This window comes from Paenibacillus sp. FSL P2-0173 (genome assembly GCF_038008045.1).
GTDB classification, from domain to species: Bacteria; Bacillota; Bacilli; order Paenibacillales; family Paenibacillaceae; genus Paenibacillus; species Paenibacillus polymyxa_B.
Window position 1 is genome coordinate 57,126 of the sequence record NZ_JBBOYK010000008.1, and the last position, 10,375, is coordinate 67,500.

Consider the following 10,375-nt stretch of genomic DNA (forward strand, 5'->3'; position numbering starts at 1 on the left):
ATCCTCCATTCTCAGTCTATATTTTTGGTACATCAACGAATCCGTTTATTACCATTAAAAATAGGACTATAGATGGTGTAGATCTTCCGTTTTATCGTGATTTAGTGAATCCTGATGACGGCGATCATTACGATCCTGCTGCACTTGCTGTGCCTGATGACTATTAACTGGACGTTGCTCCAAATCATCAACAATGTTAGACAGGTTTTTATCCAGTCCGTTTTTGGCTTTTGTCATGTAGCCTTCCTCCTCATTCCTTCATGACCTACGAATGCGTCAACGACTGTAATGTTTGGGCACATTGGTGAATATGCCGAGTATAATCGGACACTAACTGCTGAATGATATCTGTTCGTTCATCCACAGACTGTCCGTCCCGCTCTACATCGACTAAGCTAACCTGTACTTCCCGGGAGTCTACATAAGTACATGCAAAATCAAAGGAGTACATTTGTCGGCCTTCAACCTCGATGTGGATTCGTATAGCCCGGTTATTGGCTTCATCTGCCTGTACCTGTGATTTGTCCCCTGAATTCAAAAGAATCGGCAGTTGTTCCTGCCAGGCCTCTACCAGCTTTTGCTGGTCTACTGTCATTTCTCGATTCATGCCAGCACCTCCACATCTGATAACGTGTGAAAAAAACGAGCTTTTTATACAACAAAAAAGCCATTCTCCACGATTCCTGATCATTAGCTTATAAAGGCCAATGTATCAGCTATCGTATTTGAATGACTTGGTTTATTTAAAATATGGCGGAGAGGATGGGATTCGAACCCATGTGAGCTTGCACTCTAACGGTTTTCAAGACCGCCCCGTTATGACCGCTTCGGTACCTCTCCAGGTGGTAAATGGATAAAGCTGCTTCCCTTTTAACATACTCAGGCGCAACAAAATTATTTTACCACAGGATTTCTAAGAATGCAACACTTACTGCTTAGGAGCAATAACCTCAACACCTCGCATGTATGAACGCAGGACTTCTGGGATCACGATGCTTCCGTCCTCTTGCTGATAGTTCTCCAAAATAGCAGCCACAGTCCGACCCACTGCCAATCCTGAACCGTTCAGCGTATGTACAAATTCAGGCTTCGCCTTCGAATCTGGACGGAAACGAATGTTTGCACGACGCGCTTGGAAGTCTTCTGTGTTTGAACAAGAAGAAATCTCGCGGTACATGCCACTCTCAGGCAACCATACTTCCAGATCGTACGTTTTGGCAGACGTAAAACCCATATCTCCAGTGCAAAGTGCCAGCACGCGATATGGAAGTCCGAGCAGCTGTAAAACACGCTCAGCGTTATTCGTCATTTTCTCCAATTCCTCATAAGAGGTATCCGGGTGAACTAGCTTAAGCATCTCTACCTTATTGAACTGATGCTGACGGATCAGGCCACGTGTATCACGTCCTGCTGATCCTGCCTCCGAGCGAAAGCAAGAGCTGTATGCCACATAATATTTCGGAAGCTGCTCCGCATTCATAATCTCTTCACGATGGTAGTTCGTTACCGGAACTTCAGCCGTAGGAATGAGATAATACTCAGTATCACGCAGCTTGAACAAATCTTCTTCAAACTTCGGAAGTTGACCCGTTCCGTACAAGCTGTCCCGATTTACGATGTATGGAGGAAGCATTTCTTCATAACCATGCTCACTGCTGTGCAGATCCATCATAAAGTTAATCAGCGCACGCTCTAATCTTGCTCCCAGTCCTTTGTAGAACGTAAAACGAGAACCCGTTACCTTGGCTGCTGCCTCAAAATCAAGAATATCTAGATCCTGAGCCAATTCCCAATGCGCTTTAGGTGTAAAAGAAAACTCGCGTGGCTCCGACCAGCGACGGATTTCTACATTATCCTCTTCCGATGCACCTACAGGTACTGTTTCATTAGGAATATTCGGAATAGACATCACCAGTTCGTCGATCTGTACTTCCAGTTCGCGTACTTGCTCATCTAATTCTTTAATACGATCGGAGACTTGACGCATTTCTGCAATCAGATCATCCGCATTTTCCTTATTCTTCTTCAATTTGGCTACTTCACCGGATACCACGTTCCGACGATTTTTGAGTCCTTCGCTTTCTTGAAGTAACTCACGACGGCTTACATCCAGATCTGTAAAACCATTAATCAGATCCAGAGATTTCCCCCTGTTCTGCAAAGCTTTCTCAACCCGACCAAGCTCATTACGTAAAATCTTTATATCTAACACAGGTAATCCCTCCTACACTACAAACCTGACTTTCCCCTATTCGCGGACCATATCCACAAAATACTGATGTAACCGGTAATCGTCTGTTAACTCCGGATGGAAGGATGAAGCCAGCAAATGACCCTGACGGGCTGCCACGATCTCGCCGTTATACTCAGACAGCACATCTACTCCCGTTCCAACAGACTGTATTAATGGCGCGCGTATAAATACAGCACGAACCGGTTCCTCAATCCCTTTAATGTTCAAGTCTGTTTCAAAGCTTTCTCTTTGGCGACCAAATGCATTACGCGATACTGTAATATCCATGAGTCCCAAATGTGCTTCTTCCTGTCCTTGAATCGTTTTAGCCAGTACAATCAATCCCGCGCAAGTACCGAATACAGGCTTGCCTTGATTGGAAAACTGACGTACAGCCTCTATAAAATTATACTTGCGCATTAGCTTACCGATAGTGGTACTTTCACCACCGGGAATGATAAGACCGGACAGCTCATCGAGCTGTTCGATCTTCTTCACCGCTATACCTTCCGCACCCGCACGTTCAACGCTTCGTATATGTTCAGCTACAGCGCCTTGCAGCGACAATACACCTATTTTCATGCCGGTCCCTTCTTTCTTACCAACCACGATCCTGCATGCGCTCATGCGGTGCCAGTTTGGAAATTTCAATGCCTTTCATAGGAGTTCCCAAATTCTTGGAGACTTCTGCGATTAGCTTGTAATCCGTATAATGAGTGGTCGCTTCCACGATTGCACGTGCAAACTTCTCAGGGCTATCCGATTTGAAAATACCAGAACCTACAAAGACGCCATCAGCGCCTAAATGCATCATTAACGCGGCATCGGCAGGTGTCGCTACACCACCCGCTGCAAAGTTGACCACAGGCAGCTTGCCAAGCTCATGCACTCCCAACAGCAGTTCATAAGCAACTCCGAGGTTTTTCGCTTCTGCATACAGCTCGTCCTTCGACAAGTTTTGCACCTTGCGAATTTGACCATTGATAAAACGCATATGCCGAACGGCCTCAACAATATTCCCAGTTCCCGGTTCGCCCTTCGTACGGATCATAGATGCACCCTCACCAATACGACGCAGCGCTTCTCCCAGATCCTTGGCTCCACAAACAAATGGAACGGTGAACTCCCGCTTATCAATATGGAAAACTTCATCCGCAGGTGTCAGCACTTCGCTCTCATCGAGATAGTCAACACCGAGAGATTCCAGTACCTTTGCCTCTACAAAGTGACCGATGCGAGCCTTAGCCATAACAGGAATAGAAACAACCTTCATAACTTCTTCCACAATCGTTGGATCAGCCATACGAGCAACCCCACCAGCTGCACGGATATCCGAAGGCACCCGTTCAAGAGCCATTACAGCTGTAGCTCCTGCTGCCTCTGCAATTTTAGCCTGCTCAGCGTTCATGACATCCATGATTACGCCGCCTTTTTGCATCTCTGCCATACCTCTTTTTACACGCGAAGTTCCCGTTTCCATGTCGTTGCCTCCTGTAAGGGTTACGTTTAGATTCTAACTTAATATTTTACCGCACGAATGCCAAATACACAATCATTTCAAGCTGCAAAATAAGTAATGAAAAACAAGGTAGGTCGCCTAGCTTTGCTTTTTTAGAAGAGGTTCTTAATTCCTTGGAACAGATCTCCGAAGAAATCACCGATTGCCCGGAAAAGCATTCGGAACCAGCCGCCCTCTTCTACTGCCGTCGTAGTAACCAGATCAACGGTTTTTGTCTGCCCTTTATCCACACCGTCTGTCTTGTACGTGTACGTAATTGTTCCGACTTTGGCCCCTTGCTTCAAAGGTGCCACCAGAGAGCTTGCTGGTGTAATGTTCGTTGTAAAGGTTACCTTAGGATTGCTCGCACCCTTAGGTACAATAAAGCTTACTGCATCCTTGGTGACGATCGGTACTTCTGTTTCCGTACCTTTGGTCACTGGCACATTCTCAACACCCTTAACCACCGTCTTTGGAGCAACAACCTGCTTCACTTCAAAATTATCAAAACCATAGTTCAGCACTTTAGCTGTCTCTGTGAAACGATGAGGCTCTGAATCTGCTCCCATAACTACACTGATGAGACGCATTCCGTTGCGCTCAGCGGTTCCTGTAAAACAGTTTCCAGCATTGCTCGTATGGCCCGTTTTCATTCCGTCCAAGCCGGGATAAGCAAACTTTCTAAAGTTAGTAATATTTTTGTTTGCTTCTAACATCCAATTGTAGTTAATAATTGGTGCTTTGTCAGTCGGTCGGAATTTGTAAGATTGAATTGTGGTAAACCGTGTATAATCCGGGTGGTCCTTTATAATGTTACTAGCTAATGTCGCTGCATCTCTCGCTGTCATCACAGTTTCCCGGTCTGTATCCGGCTGGAAGCCTTTCGGCATATCACCACGGTCCAAACCAGTCGAGTTGATAAAATACGTATTTTTCATGCCCATTTTCTGAGCTGTTTCATTCATTAATTTTACAAAGTCCTGCTCAGTTCCGGATACGCGTTCAGCAAGGGCTACTGTTGCATCATTAGCAGAACCTACCGCCATTGCAATATAAAGCTCTTCTACCGTATGTTGATCCCCTTGAGCCAAAAAAATACGTGATCCAATGCTCTTAGAAGCATTCTCGTTAACCGTAACCTTATCCGTCCACTTGAGTTTACCTTGCTTAACCTGTTCAGCCACGATGTATTCTGTCATCATTTTAGTCATACTTGCTGGTGGAAGTGGCTCATCTGGATTCATAGACAGCAATACTTGCCCAGTGGAAGGCTCGATCAAAATGGCAGAACGTAGTGCCAGACTAGGGGGGTTAATAGAACCTGTCCCCGTAATATTGGTTGCCTGTGTTGCCGCTCCAGCTGCAAAAGTAGCCACGCTCGGATCAAAATTTCCTACAACAGGCAATGCCGACATATACATCATATTAAGCACCATGACTGCAGTCACACTCTTTTTAATCATGCTGCGTTTTGTATTTTGCTTTAAATTGTTCGCTTTCAAATGAATACAAACTCCTCTCGTACCTCAACCCGATCCGCTATGTATAACGAGACGGTGGTTACAGCCTCTACTTGGCCAATGTAATTAATGTTTTAATGTTATAAAATCCAGTTTTATTTCGTTTTCTTAGTTGTATCCTGTCATGAGCATTTCCTGCTCGAATCTTCTTCACTGGTAGGAATCGTCCAAAAGACCTACGTGCCCTAATTCATCACTAATTTCGTCATAAAGGCGGACACTTGTCTATTCTATCACAGGGGTATCTCTAAAAAAAGACAGGCAGAGCGAAATACGCTCTGCCTGTCGTCAAGTCTACTACAGCCGAACTTTATAGAGAGTAGTTTGGTGCTTCTTTCGTAATTTGCACATCATGCGGATGGCTCTCACGCAGACCAGCGCCTGTAATACGGATAAAGCTTGTATCGTTACGAAGCTCCTCAATATTAGCTGTACCGCAATAACCCATACCAGAACGAAGACCGCCCAACAGCTGATGAACAGTGTCGGAAAGTGGTCCTTTATAAGCAACGCGTCCTTCTATGCCTTCCGGTACCAATTTCTTGTCGTCATCTTGGAAATAACGATCTTTACTACCTTGCTTCATCGCAGCCATAGATCCCATGCCACGATATACTTTGAAGCGGCGTCCTTGATAAATTTCAGATTCGCCTGGGCTTTCTTCCGTACCTGCAAAAAGACTTCCCAGCATTACCGCAGAAGCTCCTGCTGCAATAGCCTTTGTAATTTCACCGGAGTATTTAATACCGCCGTCTGCAATAATCGGAATATTATATTCACGTGCTACTGTTGCACAATCATAAATTGCTGTTACTTGTGGAACACCAATCCCTGCGATTACGCGTGTTGTACAGATGGAGCCTGGACCAATACCGACTTTTACGACCGATGCTCCAGCTTCAATCAATTCGCGCGTTCCGTCACCAGTAGCTACATTACCTGCTACAATCGTCAGATCAGGATAAGCTTCACGCAGCTTGCGGACTGCTTCAATAATGTTAATATGATGCCCGTGAGCAGAGTCCACAACAATCATATCCACACCAGCTTTTACAAGTGCTTCAGTCCGATCAAATGTATCTTTGGAAATGCCGACAGCCGCACCGACCAGAAGACGGCCTTGTGCATCTTTCGCTGCGTTCGGAAATTGAATAGCTTTCTCAATATCTTTAATGGTGATAAGGCCTTTGAGATAATTTTCATCATCGACCAAAGGGAGCTTTTCAATTTTATGCTTTTGCAAAATGACTTCCGCTTCCTGTAAAGTCGTACCTACAGGTGCAGTTACCAGTTCTTCCTTCGTCATGACTTCACTGATTTTAAGGTTAAAATCGTGAATAAAGCGAAGATCGCGGTTAGTAATAATACCCACCAGTTTGTTTTCTTCGTTTACAACAGGTACACCAGAAATACGGTATTTACCCATAACTGCTTCAGCATCGGATACCAAATGATCCGGAGTCAATGAGAATGGATTGGTGATAACACCGCTCTCCGAACGTTTAACCCGATCCACCTCTACCGCTTGCTGTTCAATCGACATATTTTTATGAATAATACCGATACCGCCCTCACGAGCCATCGCGATTGCCAACACTGCCTCAGTAACAGTATCCATACCAGCACTCATCAAAGGAATATTCAGCTTTACGTTATCACTCAAACGAGTCGCTACGCTTACTTCTTTGGGCAGAACCACCGACTTGCGAGGTACCAGCAAAACATCGTCAAAGGTAAGGCCTTCCTTACCGAATTTATCTTCCCACACCAAGATGATCCTCCTTCAAATTGTTTAGTCTGTATTGGTCTTGTTGTCTGTCCGACATGGACAAATCAAGGCTCTCTGAAAATATATTATTGCAATCTTAGCAAAGCGGTATAGGGGTGTCAAGCCTTCATCAATAGCCCTAACCTTTAGTATTTCCCTGTACAAACAACTGTACTCCTACGAAGGACAACCTTTAAAAATAAGCGTTTCCAAAGGTATTAACTATTCACAAGAGCATATCTCCTCTTAGAATGCGCAGCATAGAAGCAATTATATAAGTGGTTTGTAGCGCAATATACCAAAGAGGACCATAATCTCAATGAGATCATGGTCCTCTTTACTTGTTGCTTGGCGACGTCCTACTCTCCCAGGACCCTGCGGTCCAAGTACCATCGGCGCTGGAGGGCTTAACGGTCGTGTTCGGGATGGGTACGTGTGGAACCCCTCCGCTATCGCCACCAAACATGAATTTACATCGTAAATTCTACCGTACGGTTATTCGGTTCATCACTTATCGTGTGAATGAATAGCCATGCGCTTGTCGTATGTCACTTGTACATACCTCCAAGGTTACACCCTGAAAACTGGATCCGAAACTCATTTGCGTTTTATTCTTAGGATAAGCCCTCGACCGATTAGTATTGGTCAGCTCCATGCATTACTGCACTTCCACCCCCAACCTATCTACCTCGTCGTCTTCAAGGGGTCTTACTAATTGGGAAATCTCATCTTGAGGGGGGCTTCACGCTTAGATGCTTTCAGCGCTTATCCCTTCCGTACATAGCTACCCAGCGGTGCTCCTGGCGGAACAACTGGTACACCAGCGGTACGTCCATCCCGGTCCTCTCGTACTAAGGACAGCTCCTCTCAAATTTCCTACGCCCACGACAGATAGGGACCGAACTGTCTCACGACGTTCTGAACCCAGCTCGCGTACCGCTTTAATGGGCGAACAGCCCAACCCTTGGGACCTACTTCAGCCCCAGGATGCGATGAGCCGACATCGAGGTGCCAAACCTCCCCGTCGATGTGGACTCTTGGGGGAGATAAGCCTGTTATCCCCAGGGTAGCTTTTATCCGTTGAGCGATGGCCCTTCCATGCGGTACCACCGGATCACTAAGCCCGACTTTCGTCCCTGCTCGACTTGTAGGTCTCGCAGTCAAGCTCCCTTCTGCCTTTGCACTCTTCGAATGATTTCCAACCATTCTGAGGGAACCTTGGGGCGCCTCCGTTACTCTTTAGGAGGCGACCGCCCCAGTCAAACTGCCCACCTGACACTGTCCTCGCACCGGATCACGGTACCAAGTTAGAACCTAGATACGATCAGGGTGGTATCCCAAGGATGCCTCCTCTCAAGCTGGCGCTCAAGATTCAACGGCTCCCACCTATCCTGTACAGATCGTACCCAAATTCAATATCAAGCTGCAGTAAAGCTCCATGGGGTCTTTCCGTCTTGTCGCGGGTAACCTGCATCTTCACAGGTATTAAAATTTCACCGGATCTCTCGTTGAGACAGCGCCCAAGTCGTTACGCCATTCGTGCGGGTCAGAATTTACCTGACAAGGAATTTCGCTACCTTAGGACCGTTATAGTTACGGCCGCCGTTTACTGGGGCTTCGGTTCATAGCTTCGCCCGAAGGCTTACCACTCCCCTTAACCTTCCAGCACCGGGCAGGCGTCAGCCCGTATACTTCGCCTTGCGGCTTCGCACAGACCTGTGTTTTTGCTAAACAGTCGCTTGGGCCTTTTCACTGCGGCCCCCTCGGGCTATTCACCCTACCGAGGCACCCCTTCTCCCGAAGTTACGGGGTCATTTTGCCGAGTTCCTTAACGAGAGTTCTTCCGCGCGCCTTAGAATTCTCTTCTCGCCTACCTGTGTCGGTTTGCGGTACGGGCACCTTCTCCTGGCTAGAGGCTTTTCTTGGCAGTCTGAGATCATGACCTTCGCTACTATAATTTTCGCTCCCCATCACAGCCCAGCCTTACGATGTGCGGATTTGCCTACACACCAGCCTCACTGCTTAGACGGACATCCATCAGTCCGCGTCACTACCCTACTGCGTCACCCCATCGCTCATAACGGATTACGGTGGTACAGGAATTTCGACCTGTTGTCCTTCGACTACGCCTATCGGCCTCGCCTTAGGTCCCGACTTACCCTGAGCGGACGAACCTTCCTCAGGAACCCTTAGGCTTTCGGCGGATCTGATTCTCACAGATCTTTTCGTTACTCATACCGGCATTCTCACTTGAATGCAGTCCAGCGCTCCTTACGGTACACCTTCAACCCGCATTCAACGCTCCCCTACCCCTGATGCAAGCATCAAGCCATAGCTTCGGTGGTGTGTTTAGCCCCGTTACATTTTCGGCGCAGAGTCACTCGACCAGTGAGCTATTACGCACTCTTTCAATGGTGGCTGCTTCTAAGCCAACATCCTGGTTGTCTGTGCAACTCCACATCCTTTCCCACTTAACACACACTTGGGGACCTTAGCTGATGGTCTGGGCTGTTTCCCTTTCGACAATGGATCTTAGCACTCACTGTCTGACTCCCGGAACTAAATCTATGGCATTCGGAGTTTGACTGAGCTTGGTAACCCTTGCGGGCCCCGCACCCAATCAGTGCTCTACCTCCACGATTCTATTTCCGAGGCTAGCCCTAAAGCTATTTCGGGGAGAACCAGCTATCTCCGGGTTCGATTGGAATTTCTCCGCTACCCCCACCTCATCCCCGCATTTTTCAACATGCGTGGGTTCGGGCCTCCAGTGCGTGTTACCGCACCTTCACCCTGGACAGGGGTAGATCACCCGGTTTCGGGTCTACGTCCACGTACTCAAGATCGCCCTATTCAGACTCGCTTTCGCTGCGGCTTCAGCTCTTCACCTTAACCTTGCACGGGAACGTAACTCGCCGGTTCATTCTACAAAAGGCACGCCATCACCCATAGATCGGGCTCTGACTTCTTGTAAGCACACGGTTTCAGGATCTATTTCACTCCCCTTCCGGGGTGCTTTTCACCTTTCCCTCACGGTACTGCTTCACTATCGGTCGCCAGGGAGTATTTAGCCTTGGCAGATGGTCCTGCCGGATTCATACGGGGTTTCACGTGCCCCGCACTACTCGGGATCCGTCTCGGAGAGAACAAGTTTTGAACTACAGGGCTTTTACCTTCTCTGGCGGGCCTTTCCAGACCTCTTCATCTAACCGGTTCCTTTGTAACTCCATGTGAGACGTCCCACAACCCCAAGGAGCAAGCTCCTTGGTTTGGGCTAATCCGCGTTCGCTCGCCGCTACTGACGGAATCACTATTGTTTTCTCTTCCTCAGGGTACTTAGATGTTTCAGTTCCCCTGGT

General features: G+C 47.3%; 7 protein-coding genes, 1 tRNA gene and 2 rRNA genes (1 of these 10 running past the window's edge). All 10 read right to left on the bottom strand.

Annotated elements, in window-relative coordinates; all coding sequences use genetic code 11:
- Positions 1-66: 66 nt before the first annotated feature.
- The gene (locus MKX30_RS26335; protein WP_007428073.1) at positions 67-237 is read right to left on the bottom strand and encodes a hypothetical protein; all 171 of its coding nucleotides are present in this window, start codon (positions 235-237) and stop codon (positions 67-69) included.
- 28 nt (positions 238-265) lie between these two features.
- Entirely contained in the window at positions 266-607 is a 342-nt protein-coding gene (locus MKX30_RS26340) for a hypothetical protein (RefSeq protein WP_013308177.1), read from the bottom strand.
- Between the two features lie 144 nt (positions 608-751).
- Positions 752-840, bottom strand: a tRNA-Ser gene (locus tag MKX30_RS26345).
- Positions 841-928: 88 nt separating this feature from the next.
- The gene (gene serS / locus MKX30_RS26350) at positions 929-2,212 is read right to left on the bottom strand and encodes a serine--tRNA ligase (protein ID WP_069080573.1); all 1,284 of its coding nucleotides are present in this window, start codon (positions 2,210-2,212) and stop codon (positions 929-931) included.
- 36 nt (positions 2,213-2,248) lie between these two features.
- On the bottom strand, positions 2,249-2,815 hold the full coding sequence (gene pdxT / locus MKX30_RS26355) for a pyridoxal 5'-phosphate synthase glutaminase subunit PdxT (protein ID WP_053324339.1): 567 nt from the start codon (positions 2,813-2,815) through the stop codon (positions 2,249-2,251).
- A gap of 16 nt (positions 2,816-2,831) precedes the next feature.
- The gene (gene pdxS / locus MKX30_RS26360; protein ID WP_341063873.1) at positions 2,832-3,713 is read right to left on the bottom strand and encodes a pyridoxal 5'-phosphate synthase lyase subunit PdxS; all 882 of its coding nucleotides are present in this window, start codon (positions 3,711-3,713) and stop codon (positions 2,832-2,834) included.
- A gap of 131 nt (positions 3,714-3,844) precedes the next feature.
- The gene (locus MKX30_RS26365) at positions 3,845-5,233 is read right to left on the bottom strand and encodes a D-alanyl-D-alanine carboxypeptidase family protein (RefSeq protein ID WP_053324338.1); all 1,389 of its coding nucleotides are present in this window, start codon (positions 5,231-5,233) and stop codon (positions 3,845-3,847) included.
- A gap of 328 nt (positions 5,234-5,561) precedes the next feature.
- Positions 5,562-7,019 carry an IMP dehydrogenase gene (gene guaB / locus MKX30_RS26370; RefSeq protein WP_013308172.1) on the bottom strand — a complete coding sequence of 486 codons (1,458 nt, stop codon included), beginning with the start codon at positions 7,017-7,019 and terminating at the stop codon, positions 5,562-5,564.
- A 346-nt stretch (positions 7,020-7,365) separates the two neighbouring features.
- Positions 7,366-7,482: ribosomal RNA gene (rrf, locus tag MKX30_RS26375) — 5S ribosomal RNA — on the bottom strand.
- 152 nt (positions 7,483-7,634) lie between these two features.
- Positions 7,635-10,375: ribosomal RNA gene (locus tag MKX30_RS26380) — 23S ribosomal RNA — on the bottom strand (it continues 185 nt past the right edge of the window).

What these genes read in the sequence shown, in the direction of transcription:
- MKX30_RS26335 (WP_007428073.1), bottom strand. Translation starts at nt 237, where the DNA reads ATGACAAAAGCCAAAAACGGACTGGATAAAAACCTGTCTAACATTGTT.
- MKX30_RS26340 (WP_013308177.1), bottom strand. Translation starts at nt 607, where the DNA reads ATGAATCGAGAAATGACAGTAGACCAGCAAAAGCTGGTAGAGGCCTGG.
- pdxT (WP_053324339.1), bottom strand. Translation starts at nt 2,815, where the DNA reads ATGAAAATAGGTGTATTGTCGCTGCAAGGCGCTGTAGCTGAACATATA.
- pdxS (WP_341063873.1), bottom strand. Translation starts at nt 3,713, where the DNA reads ATGGAAACGGGAACTTCGCGTGTAAAAAGAGGTATGGCAGAGATGCAA.